At 72.0% G+C, this 21,128-nt stretch carries 21 protein-coding genes; 14 read left to right on the top strand and 7 right to left on the bottom strand.

Annotated features, from left to right (window positions below):
* Positions 1-69 precede the first annotated feature (69 nt).
* Both Raf01_RS20315 and Raf01_RS20310 read right to left on the bottom strand, forming a co-directional pair.
* Positions 70-411: a hypothetical protein gene (locus Raf01_RS20315; RefSeq protein WP_203919518.1), complete on the bottom strand. Its 342-nt coding sequence runs from the start codon at positions 409-411 to the stop codon at positions 70-72.
* A gap of 190 nt (positions 412-601) precedes the next feature.
* Entirely contained in the window at positions 602-1,054 is a 453-nt protein-coding gene (locus Raf01_RS20310) for a helix-turn-helix domain-containing protein (protein ID WP_203919517.1), read from the bottom strand.
* Between the two features lie 290 nt (positions 1,055-1,344).
* Between Raf01_RS20310 and Raf01_RS20305 the strand changes: the two genes are divergently transcribed.
* Genes Raf01_RS20305 through Raf01_RS20275 form a run of 7 tightly spaced genes read left to right on the top strand, consistent with a single transcriptional unit; the run spans position 1,345 to position 9,536 of the window.
* Positions 1,345-2,706: a hypothetical protein gene (locus tag Raf01_RS20305; protein WP_203919516.1), complete on the top strand. Its 1,362-nt coding sequence runs from the start codon at positions 1,345-1,347 to the stop codon at positions 2,704-2,706.
* A gap of 15 nt (positions 2,707-2,721) precedes the next feature.
* Positions 2,722-3,441 (top strand): hypothetical protein, encoded by a 720-nt coding sequence (locus tag Raf01_RS20300; protein ID WP_203919515.1) that lies wholly within the window; start codon positions 2,722-2,724, stop codon positions 3,439-3,441.
* The gene (locus tag Raf01_RS20295) at positions 3,431-4,843 is read left to right on the top strand and encodes a hypothetical protein (RefSeq protein WP_203919514.1); all 1,413 of its coding nucleotides are present in this window, start codon (positions 3,431-3,433) and stop codon (positions 4,841-4,843) included. The genes Raf01_RS20300 and Raf01_RS20295 overlap by 11 nt, the downstream gene beginning before the upstream one ends.
* 5 nt (positions 4,844-4,848) lie before the next feature.
* Positions 4,849-5,304: a hypothetical protein gene (locus Raf01_RS20290; protein WP_203919513.1), complete on the top strand. Its 456-nt coding sequence runs from the start codon at positions 4,849-4,851 to the stop codon at positions 5,302-5,304.
* Between the two features lie 24 nt (positions 5,305-5,328).
* Positions 5,329-6,966 carry a hypothetical protein gene (locus Raf01_RS20285; RefSeq protein ID WP_203919512.1) on the top strand — a complete coding sequence of 546 codons (1,638 nt, stop codon included), beginning with the start codon at positions 5,329-5,331 and terminating at the stop codon, positions 6,964-6,966.
* A complete protein-coding gene (locus Raf01_RS20280) occupies positions 6,963-8,162 on the top strand; it encodes a hypothetical protein (protein ID WP_203919511.1) in 1,200 nt (399 codons plus the stop codon). Before Raf01_RS20285 ends, Raf01_RS20280 begins: the two co-directional genes overlap by 4 nt.
* 12 nt (positions 8,163-8,174) lie before the next feature.
* Positions 8,175-9,536, top strand: a complete 1,362-nt coding sequence (locus Raf01_RS20275) for a M20/M25/M40 family metallo-hydrolase (RefSeq protein WP_203919510.1) — start codon at positions 8,175-8,177, stop codon at positions 9,534-9,536.
* Positions 9,537-9,539: 3 nt separating this feature from the next.
* Here Raf01_RS20275 and Raf01_RS20270 read toward each other — a convergent pair whose 3' ends face one another.
* Complete coding sequence (locus tag Raf01_RS20270) at positions 9,540-9,884, bottom strand: STAS domain-containing protein (protein WP_203919509.1); 345 nt, start codon at positions 9,882-9,884, stop codon at positions 9,540-9,542.
* 217 nt (positions 9,885-10,101) lie between these two features.
* On the opposite strand from Raf01_RS20270, the gene Raf01_RS20265 reads away from it, so the two are divergent.
* From Raf01_RS20265 to Raf01_RS20240, 6 genes are read left to right on the top strand one after another with little or no spacing between them, the layout of a single operon-like run.
* Positions 10,102-10,953 carry an STAS domain-containing protein gene (locus Raf01_RS20265; protein ID WP_203919508.1) on the top strand — a complete coding sequence of 284 codons (852 nt, stop codon included), beginning with the start codon at positions 10,102-10,104 and terminating at the stop codon, positions 10,951-10,953.
* Positions 10,953-11,438, top strand: a complete 486-nt coding sequence (locus tag Raf01_RS20260) for an STAS domain-containing protein (protein WP_239133757.1) — start codon at positions 10,953-10,955, stop codon at positions 11,436-11,438. The genes Raf01_RS20265 and Raf01_RS20260 overlap by 1 nt, the downstream gene beginning before the upstream one ends.
* A gap of 9 nt (positions 11,439-11,447) precedes the next feature.
* On the top strand, positions 11,448-11,867 hold the full coding sequence (locus tag Raf01_RS20255; protein WP_203919507.1) for an anti-sigma regulatory factor: 420 nt from the start codon (positions 11,448-11,450) through the stop codon (positions 11,865-11,867).
* Positions 11,864-12,886, top strand: a complete 1,023-nt coding sequence (locus tag Raf01_RS20250) for a SpoIIE family protein phosphatase (protein WP_203919562.1) — start codon at positions 11,864-11,866, stop codon at positions 12,884-12,886. Before Raf01_RS20255 ends, Raf01_RS20250 begins: the two co-directional genes overlap by 4 nt.
* A complete protein-coding gene (locus Raf01_RS20245; RefSeq protein ID WP_203919506.1) occupies positions 12,883-14,253 on the top strand; it encodes a sensor histidine kinase in 1,371 nt (456 codons plus the stop codon). Before Raf01_RS20250 ends, Raf01_RS20245 begins: the two co-directional genes overlap by 4 nt.
* Positions 14,250-15,791 (top strand): fused response regulator/phosphatase, encoded by a 1,542-nt coding sequence (locus tag Raf01_RS20240; RefSeq protein ID WP_203919505.1) that lies wholly within the window; start codon positions 14,250-14,252, stop codon positions 15,789-15,791. The genes Raf01_RS20245 and Raf01_RS20240 overlap by 4 nt, the downstream gene beginning before the upstream one ends.
* Positions 15,792-15,909: 118 nt before the next feature.
* On the opposite strand, the gene Raf01_RS20235 is transcribed toward Raf01_RS20240, so the two are convergent.
* Both Raf01_RS20235 and Raf01_RS20230 read right to left on the bottom strand, forming a co-directional pair.
* Positions 15,910-16,866 (bottom strand): L,D-transpeptidase, encoded by a 957-nt coding sequence (locus tag Raf01_RS20235; protein ID WP_203919504.1) that lies wholly within the window; start codon positions 16,864-16,866, stop codon positions 15,910-15,912.
* A gap of 67 nt (positions 16,867-16,933) precedes the next feature.
* The gene (locus Raf01_RS20230; RefSeq protein ID WP_203919503.1) at positions 16,934-17,599 is read right to left on the bottom strand and encodes a DUF998 domain-containing protein; all 666 of its coding nucleotides are present in this window, start codon (positions 17,597-17,599) and stop codon (positions 16,934-16,936) included.
* 299 nt (positions 17,600-17,898) lie between these two features.
* Here Raf01_RS20230 and Raf01_RS20225 point away from each other — a divergent pair, with 299 nt between their 5' ends.
* Positions 17,899-19,125, top strand: a complete 1,227-nt coding sequence (locus Raf01_RS20225) for a sialidase family protein (protein ID WP_203919502.1) — start codon at positions 17,899-17,901, stop codon at positions 19,123-19,125.
* A gap of 124 nt (positions 19,126-19,249) precedes the next feature.
* Here the strand turns inward: Raf01_RS20225 and Raf01_RS20220 are convergent, their stop codons facing one another.
* Both Raf01_RS20220 and Raf01_RS20215 read right to left on the bottom strand, forming a co-directional pair.
* Complete coding sequence (locus Raf01_RS20220) at positions 19,250-20,062, bottom strand: trypsin-like serine peptidase (protein WP_203919501.1); 813 nt, start codon at positions 20,060-20,062, stop codon at positions 19,250-19,252.
* A gap of 70 nt (positions 20,063-20,132) precedes the next feature.
* A complete protein-coding gene (locus Raf01_RS20215) occupies positions 20,133-21,083 on the bottom strand; it encodes a prenyltransferase/squalene oxidase repeat-containing protein (RefSeq protein WP_203919500.1) in 951 nt (316 codons plus the stop codon).
* Between the last annotated feature and the right edge of the window lie 45 nt (positions 21,084-21,128).

Raw genomic sequence — 21,128 nt, 5'->3', positions numbered from 1 at the left:
GACACGCGAACGGGTCGCCGGGCACCCCGCGCGCCCGGCGACCCGCGATCGTCCGCGGTATCGGATCTGTCAGTCGAGGTACCCGGCGATCGCGGTGCGCAGGCACTCCACCGTCGCGCCCAGTTCGGCCACGTCGCGCACCAGGTACGCCAGCTCGTCGACGAACCCGGCCAGCAGGTACCGGTTGGGTCGGGACGCGGTCAGCTCCTCGCGGATCGCGGTGATCTGCCGGGCCACCGCGTCGGCGTCGGTCAACTGGTCCCGCTGCTCCTCGAACACCCGGCTCACCGCGTACGCGGCGGCGCCGACCTCCTCGCGGGGCGTGGCCGGGGTGCGGCGCAGCCGCTTGTTCAACACGTCCAGCATCGCGCCCCCGGCGAGGAACGCGAGCTCGAACTTCTCCTTGGCCATGTGTCCTCCCGATCGCACGTCCGGTGCCACGCACAGGATGAGGTCGCCGGCGACGCACGGCAATGCCGGTCGTGGAGAGTGCGAAGAGGAACCAACCGCCTGACTGGTAACGCATAGCACCATTCCGATTCCCCGATCAACTCCCGGTGCCGGGCGTAGCGGGCCAGCGCGGAACTCTGGTAGCCGACGGTCACACCCGACCGGGCGGCGTGTCCGCGGTGACGGCGGCCAGTTCGGGGTCTCCGGACAGCACGCCGATCATCGCGGCGCGGGTCGACACGCCGAGCTTGGCGAAGACCCGGCGCAGGTGCGTGGACACGGTCCACAGGCTGATGTCGAGGACGTCGGCGATGGTCTTGGTGGTGTGGCCGAGGCTGACCATACGGGCGATTTCCAGTTCGCGCGGGCTGAGTCCGCGGACGCCAGGCACGCTGCGCCGACCGTTCTGCGGTGCCGGGCACGGCGAACCGATCAGTCGGTAATGAACGCCGTCTATTGTGCAATCGAGCAGAACCTCACTCGACCCGGTCGGCTTGCCCGTCGCTTCCACCAGTTGGCGAACGAGTTCGTGCGCCAGTGTCAGGGTTTCGTCGGGCCCGGGATCGGCGCGTGGATCGGTGACGTACTGAGCCGTCGCGTCCATCGAGCCCCCTTAGCGCGCCGAACGAGGCAACACTCCATGGGCAGCATCCAGGACGACAAGTCGTCGTTCTAGCAGATGCGCGACACGAGGCGCCATTGGGATGTCCGGCCGACGCACAAACGAGCTAGCCCACCCGCGGCGCCTCACCCGGGGCAGCACGGTCCGGGCAACTCGACAAGGGCAGCTTGAGAAGGGCAACACGCCCGAGCCCCCATTCACTGGCGACTACCGCGCCGGCGTCGACTGTCCTGCACTGGTACGGGTAGCCCTTGTGTAGGGAGGAGCCGGCAATGGCACATCAGCACGACCTCGCGGTGTCCCGGGAGAGCGAGGAGTTCCTCGGGAAGATCGTCGGCGGCCTGTTCGGCGAGGGCGAGGACGAGAGCGAGGCCGAGGGCGAGGAGTTCCTCGGCGGCATCGGCAAACTCGTCGGCGGTCTGCTCGGCGAGGGGGAGGACGAGTTCGAGGACGAGCTGGAAGGCGAGTTCGAGGACGAGTTCGAGAGTGAGTACGAAGACGAGTTCGAGGGCGAATTCGAAGACGAACTCGAAGCCGAGTACGAGGACGAGAGCGAAGAGTTCCTCGGCGGTCTCGGAAAGGTCGTCGGCGGCCTGCTCGGCGAGAGCGAGTACGAGAGCGAGTACGAGGACGAGGCCGAATTCGAGGACGAGTACGAAGCCGAGTACGAGGACGAGGGCGAAGAATTCTTCAAGGGTCTGCGCAAACGCTTTGGCGGGTTGCTACGCAAAGCCGCGCCCATGCTCAAGACGCTCGCCAAGACCGCCGGACCGCTCGTCGCCACCGCCGTCGGTGGTCCCATCGCCGGCATGGCGGCGCGAGCCCTGACCAGCCAGCTGGAGGGCGAGGCGGAGGGCGAGAGCGAGTCCGAGCTCGAGGCGGACCACCGCGCGGCGACCGGCCGGCCGCTGACCGCGGCGCAGTGCGAGGCCGAGGCGCTGGCCGCCATGGCGACGCAGGCCGCCAGTGAGGCCGAAGCCGAGGCACTCGCCGGCGCGGCGTCGCTGACCGTGCTGTCGGCACGCGACCGCCGGGCACTCGCCCGCGTACTGCCCGGCCTGGTCCGCGGCTCTGCCGTGATCACGCGGCTGCTGTACGGCACGCAGGAGGCGCGGGAGTTCGTGCGGGCGGTACCCACGATCGTGCGCGACACGGCGGAGACGCTGACCCGGCGGGCCAGCTCCGGCGCGCCGGTCACGTCGGCCCACGCCGGCCGGGTGATGGCCCGGCACACCGCCCGGGTGCTGGGCAGCCACCGCCGGTGCCGGCACGCGTTGGCGCGCAACGTCGTCGGCGCGCGCCGGTACGCCAAGGCGCACCACGGCCCGCACCACGGCCCGCACCACGGTCACCGCGGCGGGTACCAGTACGCCGGCGGCCGGCCGCGCCACCACGGTGCGCGCGCCGTCCGGGGCTACCCGGTGCGCAACCGGCTCGTTGGCGGTCACGGAACTGGTCTGAACACAGCCCGGCGGAGCAGCACGATGCGTGTCGTCACGCCGGTACGCGTACCCGGACGCCCCGGGCAGCCCGCGCGGACCGTACGGGTGGTGACCGACGTGCGCGTCCCCCGGGGCGCGACACCCGCCCGCACCGCGACAGTGACGCGCGTGGGGCAGCGACACACCAGGTGAGCCGAAGGAGGACCGGTGAGTACGAGATACCCGACCATCGAGGGTGAGCTGGAAGACGAGCTGGAGAGCGCCTACGAGGCCGAATCCGAGTTCGAGGACGAGCTCGAGGGCGAGTACGAGTACGAAGACGAGGGCGAGGAAGAGGCGGAGTACGAGTTCGAGTTCGAAACCGAGGCCGAGCTAGAGGCCGAAGGCGAGAGCGAGGACTTCGTCAACCCGGTCCGGCGCATCTACCCGGACGCCGAACTGATGGCCCACTTCGCCCACTCGGCCGCGTCCGCGGAAAGCGAGGCGGAGGCCGAGGCGTTCATCGGCGCGCTGCTGCCTCTCGCGGCCAAGCTGATCCCGCGCGCCGCGCCGCTGGTGCGCAGGCTCGCCCCGACGCTCGTGCGCGGCGCCACCCGAGTGGTACGCCAACTGCGCAGCAACCCGCAGACCCGCAAGCTGGTCTCCGCGCTGCCGGTGATCGCCCAGCGCACCGTGCAGAGCCTGGCAGACCAGGCGGCGGGCGGCCGGGACATCACCGGCAACTCGGTGTTCCGCACGCTCGGCGACATGACCAGCCGGGTGCTGTCCGACCCGGACAGCGCGCGCCGCGCCACCAACGCCGTCGCCGTGTTCGACCGGCGCTGGCACGCCCGCAACCGCCGCCGTACCGGCACCTACCGCCGGCCGGCCCGCCGCCCGATCCGCTCGGCGGCCCGATCGAGGAGAGTCCGCTCCCGTGTTCGCTGACCTCGGTGTCGCGCCCGCCCCGCCCCGCCGCAGCCCGCCGGGGCGCGCGGTCGGGCGTCCGGCGGGCGCCCCGAGGCAGGCGCAACCGGGCGCGACTGGTCTGGGTCGTGGCGCGGCGACAGACGCGCCGAGCCAGACTGGTCGGAGGGTCGCGCCGCTGCGGCCCTGGGTGTCCAGCCAGGCGACCAACGTCGAACGGCACCTCGCGGCGCTGCGACCGTTCACCCGCGCGGAGTTCGGCGCGGGAGCGGCCACCCCGTCCGAGGGGCACATCCTGGCCGTCAACCGGCTGCTGGAGACGCTGCGCCGGCCACTGCGCGCGGTCACCGGCGCGGTGCGGCTGGCGGCCGAGGCCGCGGGGGAGTCGCCGACCCAGGAACGCCTGGTCGAACTGTTGAAGGTCAAGTCCCGCGCCCACGACTGGGTACGTGCCACCGAACGGGTCTGGGACTTCTACCTCGAACTGTTCGGCCAGCGCCAGTCCAAGTACGCCGACTGGCTGCTCGGCTGCGACCGCATCGCGCTGGACTGCTACCAGTACGCGTACCTGGGGCTGGGGGTACCGCGCTCGATCCCTGCACCGCCGCCGTTCTCGTACATGCGCACCGGGTTCTCGCCGGCCACCTACCGCCGCGGCATCCCGCTGCGCCGGCTGGGTCGGCAGCTCAACCCGTTCCCGCTGGTGCAGTTGCCGTACCACCGGCTGGTCAACCCGTGGACGCTCGGCGCGGTGCTCCACGAGATCAGCCACAACCTGCAGAACGACCTGGGCCTGCAACGGGCCGTGCCGCGCAGCATCGCGCGGCGGCTGCTCGACGCGCGGCTGCCCCGGGACGTGGTGGCGGTGTGGACCCGGTGGAACCGGGAGAGCTTCGCCGACCTGTCGGGTCTGCTGCTGGGCGGTCCGGCGTTCGTCGGCTCACTGTTCGACGTGATCGGCCGCGACCCGGCCATGTCGCTGCACTACTCGCCGGACGGGCCGCACCCGACCCCGTACCTGCGGGCGTTCCTGTCCATCCACCTGCTGCGCCGGATGGGCTTCGGTGACGAGGCGACCGGGTACGAGCGGCTGTGGCGCAGCCTGTACCCGAACGCGCGGGGATCGTCGATCCCGCCGGTCGTCCTGCGCACCGCGAGCCGAACCGTGCCGCTGGTGGTCGACGCGATCGCCGGGACCCGCTTTCCCAGCCTCGGTGACCGCACCCTGAGCCAGGTGCTGCGGTTCGAGCGCAAGGAGCAGGCGATGGTCGAGGAGGCCGCCGACCGGCTCGCCCGGGGAGTCGACCCGGGCGTCGTACCCGAGCGGTTTCTCATCGGCGCGGTCCGGGTCGCGGTCGAGCAGGGCCGGGCCGATCCGGAGACGTTGATGCGCAACTTCTTCCTCGAACTGGCGAGGCGGTGACAGTCATGAGTCTCGCGACCGAGACCGCCGCGCTCGACGCCGCGCTGCGGCGGCTGCGCCAGGCGTGGCGGGAACTGGCGGTGACGGTGACCGAGGACCGCCCGGGAGACCTCGCCGCCGCCGACGGCCTGAGCGAACAGGTCACCGACGGGCTGGGCGAGATCGAGGCCGCATTGGCCGGCCTCGGCGAGGACCCGGCGCTGGCCGATGTCGCCGGCGCGCTCGACGGCCTGCGCACCCGGTACGAGCGGCAGCTGCGCGGCTATGCCGCGACGACGGCCCTGCGCCGGGCGCTGGCGCCCCACGGCAACGGTTGGCGGGCCTGGTGGCAGGCCGTCGACACCGGACTGGACCGGTGCGAACAACCGCTCCACGACGCCGAACAGATCCTGCTGCGCTGCTGGCGCGAGGTACTTGAACAGAAATCCGTCCCGACGGTCCGCCTGACCACGAGCCGCTGAGACATCGCCACCACGGAGGTAGTCATGCCAACCAGCCCGAGGCGCAAGCCGGACCCACGCCCGACGCCCGGCCAGACACGTGGCGGCGGCACGGGCGGGGACGGCAACGGCGCCGTGCCGACCGAGCAGGCGCTGGGCGGGTCCACGTCGTCCAACGGGCACTCGCCGTCGCCCGGGTCCAGCGTGCCCGACCTGCCGTTCCCGATCCTCACCAAAGAGGTCGCCTCGACCACGGCCGGCGACGTCCCGGGGGATCCGGGGATCACCGCGCTGCGGCGGATCAGTGACACGCTCGGCTGGCGCTGGCGCCCGGACGATCCGACCGCGTTCCTCGCCGCGCTCACCAACAGCTTCGCCATCAAGCGGGTGGAGGGGCACAACGAGCTGACCTGGACTCCGCGCGGCTTCGCCGTCCAGGCTGACCTCGGCCAGGTGACCGGCGGGCAGGCGTCGCTCGCGGCACGGGTGGCCAGCACGGTCCGCGAGGCGTTGCCGCTGCTGGACTCGCTGGTGCCGCTGCTGCCCGACGCGGACCCGGACGACTGTGCGGCCTTCCGCGGCCTGGTCCGTCATGACCTGGAGGAGCTGCGGTACGAACTGGCCTCGCCGGTACTCCGGGAGGAGCGCATCGATCTGTTGTTCCGCATGCTCACCGCGTACGACCCGCGGGTGGGGTTCAGCACGACGGACTTCGACGCGCGGCACATCGGCGGGCACCTCGGTCGCGTGCGCGACCAGTTCGGCTTCCTGCAGGCCGACAACCGCAGCGTCAACACGCTGGCCGACGAGCGCATCGAGACCACGTTCATCACTTTGTCGGACTGGGTCGCGGGGTTGGTCATGAGCTGGGACTCGCAGCGGCAGCAACTCGACGTGTTCGCCGGCTCCGGGGTGTTCCTGGGCAACACCCTCACCGTGCTGGGCGGCCAGCTCGCCGCGCTGTACGACCTGGTGGACGACCTGGAGTCGGCACTGGACTCGGTGCTGATCGACAAGGGCCAGCGGCAGGCGGTCCGGGTACCGGGCACCACGCTGTTCGTCGACAGCCTGCTGGAGTGGGTGCGCGCCTTCGCCGGCAGCGAGGGGAAGGCCGTCATCGACGTGGGCGGTCGCGACGCGGTGGAGACGGCGTTCGTACCGACTGTCGAGGCGCTCCGCGACGCCGCCCGGCACCTGCTGGTTCCGGTGTGCGAACGGGGAAGCCTGAAGATCAAGGTGCGCGGCGACCTGCCGCTGGGGTTCCGTACCGCGCGGGTCGAGGCAGCGGCGGCCGAGCTGTTGCGTACTCTGCGGATCACCGCGCGGCTGGCGCGGGCCACGTTCCGGGCGGTGCTGTTCCGGACCGTACCCGAGATCGTCTTCGACGGCGAGCCGTTCGAGGTGACGGTCAGCAACTTCGACCCCTCGGCACACGCGTTCGTGCTGACCGGCCCGGGCCTTCTGGTCGTGGCGACCGGCGACCACGCCGTGGATCAGGGCGGCGGCGTGTGGCAGCTGCGGTTCGAGAGCGACGGCCACGACGTGACCACCGCGACCGCGTTGGAGATCCGCGCGATCGGAGCGGCCGGCCAGCCAGACCGGTGGCGCGTCGAGGACCACGAGTGGATCCGCGTCCAGAGTGCGGACACGGGCGCTGCGACGCTGGACAGGAGTGACCGATGAGCACCGAGAAGGAATACGACGAGCTGTACGACCGGCTCGCGGCGCTGCGTGAGCAGGTGGCGAGCGGCCTGGCCTCCCAGCTGTCCGTCGACCCGCAGCTCGCCGACGCCATCAACAAGCAGCTCGACGACATGCAGGCGGTCATCGACGCCGCCGACCTGGCCGCCGCGCCGCCCCCCGACGGCGGCCTCGCGCAGCTGGCCGGTGTCGGTCCGCAGGCGGCGACCGTGCTGGGCGAGACCCGGATGCCGCGCGGGGTCAAGGAGTACGACGAGACCGTCGCCTCCGAGCGGATCCTGGCCGTCGGCGACCTGTACTACGTGTACCAGCACGAGAAGATCGGTGTCTTCAAGGTGGTGCACAAGCTGCAGCAGCTGTTCCAGCAGGGCGCGGTGCGGCTGTCCGACGGCCCGGGTGCGTTCGGGCTCTACAAGTTCGACCGGCGCGAGGTGCTGCGGTACACGCAGGACGACCGCATCGGCGCGTACCGGCGGGTGCTCGGGTACGGCTCGGGGCGTGGTGCCGCCGGGTCGCGGCCGAACACCGACTTCCACAAGCTGCTCGTGCACTTCTCCAACCAGGTGGCGCTGTTCTGGCGGGACAAGCGCATCTCGGACGTGATCCGGATGCGCGCGTACGACCCGAGCTTCGGCAGCATCGCGATCGTCCGGCGAGCCGGTCTCGACCTGCGCAACAACCTGAAGTTCACCTCGTACGGCCACCTCAACGTGTTGCGCGTCGAGCTGATGCAGTTGCTCGACGAGGCGTACCGGATCCTCGACGCCCCCGACATCAAGGAACTGTTCGGGGCGGCGAACGCCTGGGACGTGGTCGACGAAGTTCTGATCCGCTACTTCGACGAGCGCCTGGTGACCTCGCCCCGCCAGCGGATGGGTGTCACCGGCCGGCAGGTGCTGCGCTGGCTCGGCGCACCGCACATCCTGGAATCGACCCGGGCGGAGTTCGAGGCGCTGCTGCTGGAGATCGCCGAACCGGCGGAGGAGTGGATCACGTCGGCGCAGTCGCTGGGTCTGGCCAAGCGCAGCGAGACCGAACGCGTCCTGCCCTGGGACCGGCACAGCCCGGTGGGCGTCGCCGCACCCCGTCCGCGCCGCCGCGGCCCGAACTACTCGCGCCGCGGTGGCCTGGGCACGTACCGCGGGTCGGCGATGTCGGCCAACGGCAAGCGTCCCTGACCGGAGCGCCAGGTGCTCGCCGCGGTGCTGTCGCACGCCGGGGCGCACCGCGACCGGTACCTGGCCGACGTGGCGGCGCTCGCCGCGATCCCGAGCGTCAGCGCAGACCCGGCGCGGCGCGCGGACGTCGCCCGGGCCGCGCGGTGGCTGGTCGACCGGCTGCGCGCGGCCGGCCTGGCCAACGTAGGCCTGGTGCGCACTCCCGGGGCGCCGGCCGTGGTCGGGCGGGCCGGTCCCGGCGACGGGCGTCCGACCCTTCTGGTGTACGGCCACTACGACGTCCAGCCGGCCGGGCCGGCCGCCGCGTGGAGCCACGGTGCGTTCCGGCCCACCCTGCGCGGCGACCTGCTCATCGGCCGGGGCGTCTCGGACGACAAGGGCCAGTTGTTCACGCACCTCGCCGCGATCGAGTCGTGGCTTGCCGTCGCCGGTGCCCTGCCGGTCAACGTCGTCGTGGTGCTCGACGGCGAGGAGGAGGTCGGCAGCCCGCACCTGGCCCGGGTGCTCGACACGGTGTGGGCTGGCCGGGTGCCGGACGCGGCGGTGGTCAGCGACACCCGCATGCGCGACGTGGACACCCCGGCGCTGACCGTGTCGCTGCGCGGCTCGCTGCATTGCCGGCTCACCGTCCGGGGCGCGGCGACCGACCTGCACTCCGGCGCGTACGGCGGGGTGGTCGCCGACCCTGCCCGGGAACTGTGCCGGATCGTCGCCGGGCTGCACGACCGGTACGGGCGGCTGCGCGCCGGCCTGGATACCGGTACCCGGCCGCGACCGGGCCGGACCCCGGGCGACCCGTCCGACCGTGAGCTGTTGGCGCTGGCGCGGGCCGCCGTACCCGGTCCGGGCACGGTCGAGGCCGGATGGACCGCGTACGAGCGGGGCACGGTACGCCCGGCGCTCGTGGTGTCCGCGCTGGACGCGGGGCTGACCGGAGGGCGGGGCCGGGCGGTGGTGGTGGCCCAAGCCCGCGCTCACCTCAACCTGCGGCTGGCGCCGGGTCAGGATCCGCGGCGAATGCACGCCGAGCTGACCCGACGGATCCGCGCGCTGGCCCGGCCCGGTACCCGGGCGGAGCTGACCGTGGCCTCCGCCGCGCCGCCGGTGGAGTTGCCGGTCTCCGGGCCGGTGGTGGCCGCCGCGCGGGCCGCCTGCCGGCACGGTTTCGGCGTCGAACCCGTGCTGCTGCGTGCGGGCGGCACCATCCCCGCGGTGTACGAGCTGGCGGTCCGGCGCGGCGTACCCACCGTCCTCATCGGGTTCGCGCTGCCCGACGACCGGATGCACGCACCCGACGAGCGGCTGTCCGTCCGCGCGTTCGACCGGGGCGTCCGGACCGCCGCGGCGTTCCTGCTCGCCGTGTCGCGTCGCTAGGGGTTACGTCGCCAGGGCCGCCCGCGCCTGCTCCACCGTCGGGAACACCGGGATCACCTCGACCAGGCCGGTGAGCTTGAGCACGGACTCGACGATCTGCACCGGCCGGGCCAGGGCCAGGGCACCGCCGGCCTCGCCGGCCCGCTTGGTCAGCCGGACGAACGCGGTGATCCCGGCCGAGTCGCAGAACGTGAGCTGGTCGAGGTCGAGCACCAGCCGACGCCGGCCGGCGTCGATCAGCGCGGCGGCGGCGTCGAACAACTCGCCCGACGTGTTCATGTCGAGTTCGCCACCGACCGCGATCACGGCCGGCGTCCCCTCGTCGTTGACGGCAATCGCTAGCGACATTGACGACCGATCCCTATCTGTTCCATCCGCCCCGCCGACCCCCGGCGCGTGTCGTTTCACGGCCTCGACCGACCTGGCGTTGCTGCCTGGATCGTAGGGGATTCCCAGCGATGGTGCGCGTTTTAGCGAAACCAGCGCACCACTACAGCCGGTGATACAGTCGGCGCGACCGAAGATCCCTTCGGGACCAATCACTGCGCGACCGGAGGGCGCGACGATGGACATCGGCACCACCACCCAATTCGCCGGGCTGCTGCGGGACCACCGGGACGAGCTGTTGAAGCGGTGGACAGCGAACGCGGGCACCGGGCTGCGCGGCCGGCTGGCGGAGGCCGAACTGGCGCGCCAGATTCGCGAGCTGTACGACGCTCTGCGTGGCACCGTGGTCACGGAAGGTGAGTTGACGCTGGACTCGCCGGCGGCGGTCGAGTTGCGGGCGGTGCTCGGCGAGCTGTCCCGGCAGCGCGCCCTGCACGGGTTCACCGCCACGGAGACCGCGATCAGCGTGTTCGCGCTCAAGGAAGCGGTGCTCGGCGTGCTCGACGCCGGGGAATCCGGCTCGTTGCGCCTGTTCGTCGCCGTCTCGCAGTTCGTCGACGAGCTGGGACTGTTCACCTTCGAGGCGTATTCCAGGACCCGCGAGGCGCTGATCGCCGAACAGGCCGAGCAGTTGCTGGAGCTGTCCACGCCGGTGGTCAAGCTGTGGGACGGGGTCGTCGCCGTACCGCTGGTCGGCACGCTGGACTCCGCTCGGGCACAGGTGGTCATGGAGCGGCTGCTCCAGACGCTGGTGGACACCGGCTCGCCGTACGCGATCATCGACATCACCGGGGTACCGGCGGTGGACACCCAGGTCGCGCAGCACATCCTCAAGACGGTCGTGGCCGCCCGGCTCATGGGCGCCGACTGCGTCATATCGGGTATCCGGCCGCAGATCGCCCAGACCATCGTCGCGCTCGGTATCGAGTTCGGCGACATCGTCACCAAGGCCAGCCTGGCCGACGCGCTCATGCACACCCTGCGCGCGGGTGGGTTCGAGCTGAACCGGCGGGCGGTGCGGCGGGACTGATGGACCAGATCCCCATCTTCACCCTCGGCGAGGTCCTGCTCGTCTCGATCCAGGTCGACCTGGAGGACCAGCTCGCCATGCGGCTGCAGGAGGACCTGTCGGAGCGCATCGTCGCCACCGGCGCGCGCGCCGTCATCATCGACATCAGCGCGCTGGACATCGTCGACTCGTTCATCGGGCGGATGCTGTCGACGATCGCGTCGATCTCCCGGGTGCTGGACGCCGAGACCGTCGTGGTCGGGATGCGTCCGGCGGTGGCCATCACGCTCGTCGAACTTGGGCTGTCCCTGAAGGGCGTGCGCACCGCGCTGACCGTCGAGCACGGGCTGCGGATGCTCAACGGCACGCCCAGTCTCGCCCTGGGCGGCCCGCGTGAGGCGGGGTACGGCGACGGGGACGGGTACGGCGACGCGGACAGCACGGGCGACTCGCCCGCGCCGGACGCCGGCTCCCGTGCGGCCCTGCCGCGACCGGTATCGGACTGACCGTCGGTCATGGCACTCGCAGACTCGGGCGGAGACGTCGAGGCTCTGCCGATCACCGCCGACGAGGACGTCGTACGCGTCCGGCAGTTGGTGCGGTCGCGGGCGGTGGCGGCGAAGCTCTCCCTGATCGACCAGACCAAACTGGTCACCGCGGCCAGTGAGCTGGCCCGCAACACCCTGGTACATGGCGGCGGTGGCCGGGCCGAGGTGAGCACCGTCACGAACGGCCGGCGCAACGGCATCCGGGTGCACTTCGCCGACGACGGGCCGGGCATCGCCGACCTCGACCTGGCGATGACCGACGGGTACACCAGCGGCACGGGCATGGGCCTCGGGTTGTCCGGGGCGCGCCGGCTGGTCGACGAGTTCGACATCGACACCGGACCGGGGGCGGGTACCCGCGTCACGGTCACCAAGTGGTCGCGATGAGCGCCCCGGCGCCGGTCCATGCCGAAGACCTCGGCTGGTGGGCGGTGTCCGACGCCGGTACCGCCGGTGCGGTCCGCCGGGCGGCGACCAACCACGGCCGCGACCTCGGGCTGCCCGAGCCGCGCCTCGCCGACCTCGCGCTGGTCGCCTCGGAACTGGCCAGCAACCTGCACAAGCACGCCCAGGAAGGCGTGATCAACGTACGCGCTCTGCGCGGCGACACCGACGCCGGCATCGAGCTGATCGCGATCGACTCGGGGCCGGGCATGACCGACCTCGGCGAGTCTATGCGCGACGGGCACTCCACCGTCGGCACGCTCGGCATCGGCCTCGGCGCCATCGTCCGGAAGGCGACCGCCGTCGACGCGTACTCCCGGCCGGGCAGCGGAACGGTGCTGACCGCGGCGGTGTGGGGCCAGCAGGCGCCACCGGACGCCTGGTCGGCCGGGTTGACCCGGCCCATCACCGGCGAGACGGTCAGCGGCGACGGCTACCAGCTCCGCGAGATCGACGGCCGGCATCAGGCGCTGCTCTGCGACGGTCTCGGCCACGGTCCGCTCGCCGCCACCGCGAGCCGCGCGATCACGGCCGCGTTCCGGACGGCGCCGCCCGTCCGCCCGGCCGGGGTCATCGAGCACCTGCACCGGTCGGTCTCGCACACCCGCGGCGCGGTGACCGCGGTCATCGACCTGGACCCGGCCGGTACCGTGCGCTGGGCCTCGCTGGGCAACATCGCCGGCTGGGTGGTCGGCGCGACCGGCCGGCGGGGCCTGACCGCCCAACCCGGGTTCGTCGGTGACCGCCAGCGGCGCACCGTCCGCGAGTACGAGTACCCGCTGGCCGGTGACGCGGTCGTGGTCCTGCACAGCGACGGGCTGACCGACCGGTGGGACGTGTCCGGGTACCCGGGACTGCTGCGCCGCAGCCCGCTGGTGATCGCCGCGATGCTGCTGCGGGACGCGGGTATCCGCAGGGACGACGCCGGGGTCCTGGTGGCCCGGCTGGCGGGGCCGTCGTGACACCCCGTGTGCAGCTGCTGCGTACCGCGATCGGCGAGGAGCACGACGTGTTCGTCGTCCGGCAGCGCGGGCGCGAGGTGGCCAGCGCCATCGGCCTGGAGAGCCAGGACCAGATCCGGGTCGCGACCGCGCTGAGCGAGGTGGGCCGGCAGCTGTTCGCCCGGCTCGGCCCGGTACTGGTGGTGTTCGACGCGGACACCGGGCCCTCACCGGGGCTGGTGGTCTCCGCGACCGCGCGGCTGGCCGGCGAACCGGGGGAGGTGGACGCGCTGGCCGACGAGGTCGCGGTCGCCCAGCGCCTGGTGGACACGTGGCAGCTCGACCAGGAGTCGGGGCAGGTCGTCATCACCCTGGGGCGCACGCTTCCGGCCACGGCGCCGGCGCTGACCCCCGCACGGATCGAGGAGTTGCGCGGGGAGCTGGCCGTGCTGGTACCGAGCCGTCCGGTCGAGGAGTTTGTCGTGCAGAATCAGCACCTGCTCGCCACCCTGGACCAGGTGCAGTCGCACCGGGACCAGTTGCTGCGGCTCAACGCCGAGCTGGAGGAGACCAACCGGGGCGTCCTGGCGCTGTACAACGAGCTGTCCGAGGAGCTTGAGGCGACCAACCGCGGAGTGGTGGCGCTCTACGCGGAGCTGGACGAGAAGTCGGCCCAGCTGCGGGAGGCGAGCGAGGCGAAGACCCGGTTCCTGGCGAACGTCAGCCACGAGCTGCGCGCCCCGGTCACCGCCGTGCTCGGCCTGGTCCGGCTGGTCACCGACCCGGGTTCCGACCCGCTGACCGCCGAGCAGCGCACCCAGCTCGACCTGATCCGCGACTCCGCGCAGGACATGCTGGTACGCGTCAACGAACTGCTGGACCTGGCCAAGGCGGAGTCCGGACGGCTGGAGCCGGTACCGGTCGAGGTCGACCTGCACCGGGTGTTCCACGCGCTGGCCGGCACCATGCGCTCGCTGGCCACCCGCCCCGAGGTGACCGTGGTGGTGGAGGAGCCGGACGGGCTGCCGGCGCTGGTCACCGACGAGACGATGCTCATCCAGGTGTTGCGCAACCTGATGACCAACGGCATCAAGTTCACCGTGCGCGGCGAGGTACGGCTGGCCGGCCGCCTGCGCGACGACGACCGGCTGGACCTGGTGGTCTCGGACACCGGCATCGGCATCCCCGAGGCCGAGCACGAGCACGTGTTCGAGGAGTTCTACCAGATCCGGGGCGAGGTGCAGGCCGGCACGGTGGGCACCGGACTCGGGCTGCCGTACGCCCGGCGCCTGGCCGCGCTGCTCGGCGGCGAGCTGACGCTGGCCAGTACGGTCGGCGAGGGCAGCACGTTCACCGTGACGCTGCCGCTGCGGACGGGCACCGGATGAGCGAGACCGGCAGCGTCCTGGTCGTCGACGACTCGCCGTCGAAGCGGTACGTGCTGTCCAGCTGGCTGCGCAGGGCCGGCTACTCGGTGCTGGAGGCGGCGACCGGCGGCGAGGCGCTCCGGCAGGTGGACGCCGTGGACGTCGACCTGGTGGTCCTCGACGTGCAGCTGCCGGACATGACCGGGTTCGACGTCTGCGAGCGGATCAAGTCGCAGCCGGCGCACGCGGCCACCCCGGTCATCCACGTGTCGGCGGCCAAGGTGGAGTCGGTGGACCGGACCCAGGGCCTGTCCCGGGGCGCGGACGCATACCTCGTCGAGCCGATCGACCCGGACGAGCTGCTGGCCACCGCCCAGGCCGTGCTGCGCTACTACCGTGCCCGCCAGGAGGCCGAGCGGCTCGCCTCCCGGCTGGGGAAGCTCGCCCGGCTGGCGGTCGACCTGAACACGGCGACGGACCTGCGCCACCTGCTGCGCACCGCCGCCGCCGGTACCGCGGACATCTTCGGCGGGCCCGCCGCGGTGTGCGCCGAGACACCCGACGGCGGCCGGCTGTGCGCGGTGACCGACCGGCCGGACCCCACCCCGACCCTGGAGAGCTGGGCCGGTCGGGGCTTCGACGTACCGGTCGGCTCGATCTTCCGCGACCAACCGGCCACCGGGTGGCCCGGATCCGGCTGGGGCGGCGAGCCGACGGTGCGGATCCTGGGCGCCCGTCCACGCACCGACCGACCGCCGGTCTTCGTCGTGGTGCCGCACGACCGGGACCTCGAGGACGTACCGGTACTCACCCAGATCGGGCAGACGGTCGTCGCTGCGATCGAGGGCGCCCGGGCGTACGCGCAGGAGCACCAGTTGGCACTGACCCTGCAACGCAGCCTGCTGCCTGCCCGGCTGCCGGAGGTCCAGGGGTACGAACTCGCGGTGCGCTACGTGCCGGCCAGCGACCAGGCCGAGATCGGCGGCGACTTCTACGAGCTGTGCCAGCTCGACGGGCGTCTGGCCGTCGCGGTGGGTGACGTAACCGGTCACTCTCTGCACGCGGCCACCGTCATGGCCGAGCTGCGCCACGCCACCCGGGCGTACCTGTCCGAGGGGCACCCGCCGGCAGCCGTGCTCGATCAGCTGAACCAGCTGCTGGTACGGCTGATCCCGGACGAGACCGCGACCATCTGCCTGCTGGACGTCGAGCCGGCCACCGGCACCGTCCGGCTGGCCAGTGCCGGCCACCCGCCCCCGCTGCTGGTGTCGGAGGGCGGTACCCGGTTCATCACGCACCGTTCGCGCCTGCTCGGCTTGCCCGGGCTGCGCGCGACGCACACCACCCTCACGCTCGACCCGGGTACGGCGATCGTGCTGTTCACCGACGGACTGGTCGAGCGCCGGGGCGAGGACATCGAGGACGGCCTCGCGTTGCTGGCCCGCGCGGCGGTACCGGTCGACGCGGACCTCGAACGGTTCTGCGACCGGCTGCTCGCCGAGGTCGCCCCGGCGGAGCCGGACGACGACATCGCCGTCGTCGTGCTGCGCCGGACCTGAACCGGTCCGGGTGCCCTGCCGGTCCGATCGGCCGCTCGTCAGATCGGCCGCGCCCCAGATCTGACGCGCCTTGGATCTGACGCGCCTTGGACCTGACGCACCTTGGACCTGACGCGCCTCAGATCTGCAGCGCGCCGCCCGTCTGCCACTCGCTCCACGGGACGTTCCAGTCGCCGTAGCCCATGCCGATCGTCATGGCCGGCCCGTTGGCGTTCGGGTAGGTGAACACGTCGCCGATCTCGAACGTGTTGTACAGCCTCTGCGCGTCGGCGGGCAGCAGGTTGGTGCAGCCGTTGGAGCTGCTGCGGTGCCCGATGTTGGCCACGTTCCACGGCGCGGAGTGCAGATACTCGCCGCCGTACGTCAGGCGCTGGGTGAACTGGACGTGCGGGTCGTAATATCCCGGCCCCCGCATCGGGATGTCCAGCCCCTTCTCCATGATGACCTTGACACCCCTGGACGTCGGCGTGTTCGTCGCGCCGAGACTGACCGGGAACGTCCCGAACTGCGCGCCGTCGGCGGTCACCGTCATCCTCAGGGTGCTGGCGTCGATCGTCCCGATATACGCGGTGCCGGTCGACATGTCCAGGGTCAGGCTGTCGTCGAAGTACAGCCCGGTGCCGGCTGACACACCCTTGACCGGCAGGTCCATGTGAATCTTCGCGTGGGCCGGCCAGTAGGTCTCCGGGCGCCAGTGCGCCTCCATCGCCGCGCCCTCGCGGGCGGTTTCCTCGAAGTACCAGTTGCCCTGGACGGGGGAGCCGTTGGCGGTGATCTTGGTGGCCGCGTTGAACGCCTTGGCGTCTGTCAGCTTGGCATTGAAGAACGCGATGATCGGCATGCCGACGCCGCGGACGTCCCCGTCGCCGTTGAGCAGCGACACGTGTACCGGGTCGCCGACCGGGCTCGGTGACGGCGACGGGCTCGGGGACGGCTTGGTGCCCGGCACCTTCCCGCCGGGCTCCATCCAGTTGGCGGCGGTCGAGTTGCCGGCCCGGTTACAGCCCGCGACGGTCGAAGCGAGTGCGGCGCCGCCCAGCAGGAGCAGAGAGCGCCGTGTCGTTCCGTGGGTCATTCGGCCACGGTACAACCTGAACCGCTCGGGAGCTGGGTTTGCGTGCCACCGAGTGATGTGCGCCTACTCAGCCAACCTCGGCAGGTGAGGCGTCTTCGGGTACCGGCCGCGCCGGCGCGGTACGGGCGGATCGGCGCAGCCCGACCGCGACCACGAACGGCCAGCACGCCTGGACCGAGGAGTCGATCCGCTCGGCCAGGCCGACCCTCCCGTCGGTCTGCGCCTCGATGAACAGCCAGGCGAGCAGCGCCAGGAAGGCGACGGTGACCGTCGCGGCGACCGGTACGCTCAGCACCGCGCAGCCACCGTGGTCGCGCCGGGCGGTGAGCGCCGGCCAGATCGCGATGGTCGCCGCGCCCACCGTGGTGAACGCCATGTGCTGGGTGGTCGTGCCGACCACCGGCTCGGGGCACATCGCCACACCGATCGCGGCCGTGCCGGCCACGGCCAGGCCGATGCGGCCCGGCAGTCGCAGGGCGGTCATCCCGGCCGCGGTCGCCAGGTAGCAGGCGCCGACGAGCAGCAGCGCGGTGGTGGCGATCCACCGGTGCGCCCCGGCATGCCCGGCGAGGATGCTAATGGTCTGATGTATGGGGCTGTAGGTGGCCGGCTGCACGGCGTCGGCGATCAGCCATCCGGTGGTCAGCACGATCGAGCACAGCGCCGCTGAGATCAGGACCCACCGTGCGATCGGCCGGTCCGGCGGTATCGGTCCGTCCACCGCGTTCCCCACCTCACGCACCTCTTGCCTGTGGGGGATCGTACCCGCCGGGCCGGTGCCGGGTCCGCGTCTTCGCGGTACCGGCCCCCGATCCGCTCCGTCCACTATGGACGGTACGGGTCGGTCCGCGGCACCCGTCGCGGTCGCGCGCTCTTGCCAGGAGGTGGCGGTGGTGATTACGGTGTCGAGGACATCCTACGTGGGATGTCCGATTCGGGTCTACCTCCCCGACGGTCTCGTGCTCCGCCTGCCCTTCACCACCGTCGCACCGTCCTGATTCGTCCCCCCACCGACGTCAAGGAGAAGCATCCATGTCACTGACCTCAAGACGGTCGAGAATCGTCGGCGGCGCGCTCGCAGCCACCGCGGTACTGGCGGGCGGGTACCTGCTCGCCGCGCCCGACGGTACGGCGACGGCCGCGCCAGCCACGGCAACCTGCGCCTCATCGGTACCGTTCGTCTCCGGTACCGAGGGGTACTCCAGCTTCCGCATCCCGGCCGTGGTGACCACGAAGAAGGGCACGCTGGTCGCGTTCGCGGAGGGCCGGGTCGGCTCGTCCTCCGACTCGGGCAACATCGACGTCGTCTCGAAGCGGTCCTCCGACGGCGGTTGCACCTGGGGTCCGCTGTCCGTGGTGGCGGACGCGGGCACCGACACCGCGGACAACCCCGCGCCGGTGGTGGATCCGGCCACCGGCGACATCGTGTTGGTCACCTGTTTCAACGCGGGCAACGTCACCGAGGCGCAGATCCTCGCCGGGCAGGTGACCGCCGCGCAGACCCGGCGCATCTTCGTGCAGACCAGCACCGACGACGGGCACACCTGGTCGACCCGCCGGGAGATCACCGACCAGGCGAAGCTGCCGAACTGGCGCTGGTACGCCACCGGGCCCGGGCACGCGATCGCGCTGACCCAGGGTGTCCACAAGGGACGGTTGGTGGTACCGGCGAACAACTCGGTCGCCCCGGCGGCCGGTTCGACGGACACCGGTGCGGAGAGCAAGTACTACGGCGGCAACGACCTGTACAGCGACGACCACGGTGCCACCTGGCACATCGGGTACACCGACGACACCACCGAGGGGTACAGCAACCCGAACGAGAGCACGATCGCGCAGCTGCCGGACGGCCGCCTGTACGTCAACAGCCGTGACCAGAACGGCACCGGCCCCGGCAACCGGGTGGACGGCTACTCCGCCGACGGCGGTACCACGCTCGCGGGGCCGCTGCATCCGCAGGACACCATCACCACCCCGGTGGTGGAGGGCAGCGTGCTTCAGGTGACCGGGCCGCACGCGACGCTGCTCTACTCCGGACCGGCCGACCCGGCGAGCCGCGCGGTGATGGCGATCCGGACGAGCACGAACGACGGCGTCACCTGGTCGGCCGGGTACGACCTGACCGGCCTGCCGGCCGCCTACTCGGACCTGGTCCAGCTGGACAACAACACGGTCGGGGTGCTGTACGAGACCGGCGACGCCGGCGCCAACGAGAACCTCACGTTCACCCGGGTCGCCCTCAAGGACCTGCGGGGCTGAGCGCGGGGCGGCGTGCCGGAGGTACGGCGTGCCGGAGGTGCGGTGGCGCCAAATGAGTGGTGGCGCCAAATGAGCGGTGCGCCGGATCCCAAGGGGTCCGGCGCACCGTCGTGCGGGTCAGGTTCTAACAGCCGTCGCTGCCGGGCTCCGGCAGGACGTCCGGCGCGGCGCCGCGCGCCGCCCGCAGGTACAGCGCGAGGGTGTCGCGGTCGAAGCGGGGGCTGTAGGAGGTGTACTCGACGCAGCCGCCCTGGTGCAGGCCGCCGATCAGGCCCACCACGACCTGGGACCGGCCGCGTCGGGCCAGCCAGCCCGAGCCGCTGGTGCCGCCGACGTATCCGTGGCAGTCGAACGCCGGGTAGCCGGTGGACGTGTAGGTCGGCACGGTACACGTGATGGGCTTGTCGTCGATGCCGTACGGGTACGAGACGACCCGTACGCGGTCACCGGGGCGCGGGGCCAACCCGAGCTGGTACCCGGGCACGACGTCGCCGAGCCGCACCAGGCGCCCGCCCCGCCGCTGCGGCGCGATCCGCAGGAACGCGTAGTCGTGCTGAGGGTCCTGTGTGGACAGCCAGTGCGGATCCACGTAGGCCGCGCTGACCTGCCACACCCCGTACGGCGTCTGGCCGTCGTGGTAGCCCGGCGCGAACTGGGCGCCCTTTCCGTCACCCGACAGGCAGTGCGCCGCGGTCAGCACCAGGTCGCGACTCGGACTGCTGACCACGTCGGCGGTGCAGGAGTGCGGCTGGGAGATTCCGTTCAGGAACAGCGCGCCGACGCCGGGTACCCCGGTGAAGGAGCGCGCGGTCGGGATCGGCGCCGCGGCGGACGCCGCTGCCGGCGCCCCGATCAGCGCGAACCCGGCCGCCACGGCGGTCAGGATGGCCGGCAGTCGCGGGCGCCTGACCGCGGACGAGGGGTACTTCGATCTCATGCCTGCGAACACGCCGACAGCGTACGCCGATGATCGACTTCGTCAACAGTTCCGCGGAGCAGCCGGCCGGTCACCGGTACCAGTCGAGGACGCGCAGCGCCCGCAGGGTGTTCCACCGGCTGGGCCGGCCGTCGCCGTCTTCGAGCGCGAAGTGGACTTTGCCCGGATGAGTGTTTTCCAGCGGCCACGTGCCATCGGGCTGCCGCCTGGACTCCAGCAACCGCACCGCCTCGTCCACCCGCTTGTCCGGAGGATCCCCGGCCGCCCGGAAGTATTCCAGGCCGCGGAGCACGTCGTAGTGCCAGCGCGTCGGGAACGAGAACCGGAGCCAGGCGGGGTCGACCACCTCACCAGTGCTCTTGCGGCGGAACAGGCTCCGTTCGAGGAGGTACTCCTCGCCCCGGCGCCGGGCCGCGATCGATTCCGCCGAGCCGCCGGTCGCGCGTTCGTGCGCCAGCAGCCCTTCCAGTACGCAGATCGTGCTGGCGAACGACGAGCGGACCGAGCCGAACTCGGTCCAGCAGTTCCAGCCGCCGTCGTCGAGCTGTTCACCGAGGAGCCGGGCGACCACCCCCTCGACGTCCTGACCGAAGTAGACACCGAGCGCGACGGTCCTGCCGTTGATGCACGCCTCCACCTCGCCGTCGAAGAACGGCTGCCCGGCGTGCTCCCAGTGGCAATGCTCGTGGACCTGTCCGACAGCCCGGCGCACGCGGTCGTCGTGCGGGTCGATGCCGAAGTCGAGCAGCAGCTGGAGGGTCGGCAGCGTCGACGTCCACGGCTGGCCCGCCTCCTCGCCGGACTGGCCGTCGGCGGTCTCACCCCAGCGTGCGGGGAAGCACGCGCCGCCGTCCCACTGGCCGTCTTCCCCCTGGAGGGCCAGCAGCCGGGCGCCCCAGCCGTCGGTGGTCACCCGTGCGCGCTCCGCGGCCACGGCGTCGGCCGGTGCGCCGGCGAGGTCCCGCAGCGCCTGCCAGCGGATGGCGGGGTCGGAGTTGAGTACCCAGTCCAGCACTGCCATCGGCCGAGTCTAACCGCGGCGGCCCACCGTGCGGGGTGGCCTGCG

This window comes from Rugosimonospora africana (assembly GCF_016862975.1).
Lineage (GTDB): Bacteria > Actinomycetota > Actinomycetes > Mycobacteriales > Micromonosporaceae > Rugosimonospora > Rugosimonospora africana.
This window is presented reverse-complemented; position numbering and strand designations above follow the sequence as displayed.